Below are 659 nucleotides of genomic sequence, written 5' to 3' on the forward strand. Positions count from 1 at the left end.
AAGCTACAAGCACGACGAAGCGGTAATGAATTCCCAGGCTCGCCTCACATACAGCAAAGTGAGCGCGAGTCTTGGAGGTGATGAAGAACTGCGTGAACGCTACCAGCCACTCGTGTCGCATCTTGAAGAGTTGCACGCGATGTACAAAGTGTTGAAAGAAGCGCGTGATCAACGTGGTGCGATTGAGTTTGAGACCGTCGAAACCAAATTCATTTTTAATGCAGAGCGCAAGATTGAAAGCATTGAGCCAGTGATTCGTAATGATGCGCATAAGATCATCGAAGAATGTATGATCTTAGCTAACATTGCCTCGGCATCATTGGTAGAAAAATCCAAAGAGCCTGCACTGTATCGTATTCACGAATCTCCGGGTGAGCTGCGCTTGCAAGGCTTCCGCGATTTCCTAAGTGAGCTAGGTTTAGAGTTGAAAGGTGGTTTAGAGCCTTCTCCGACAGACTACGCCGATCTCGCGCGTCAAATTGCAGGTCGTCAAGACCAAGAGCTGATCCAAACCATGCTGCTGCGCTCCATGAAGCAAGCGGTGTACAACGCAGACAACGCAGGCCACTTCGGTTTGGCGCTTAAGCGTTACGCGCACTTTACGTCACCAATTCGTCGTTACCCTGACTTGTTGCTGCACCGTGCTATCAAGTACTTGA

At 49.3% G+C, this 659-nt stretch carries 1 protein-coding gene; it reads left to right on the top strand.

Translation table 11 applies throughout. The features are described from left to right. Nucleotides 1–659: RNB domain-containing ribonuclease (locus tag R7Z50_RS28095; protein WP_318149834.1), on the top strand; the 659-nt coding region annotated here is incomplete at both ends.

The sequence above is a fragment of the Vibrio sp. 1249-1 genome (genome assembly GCF_033340495.1).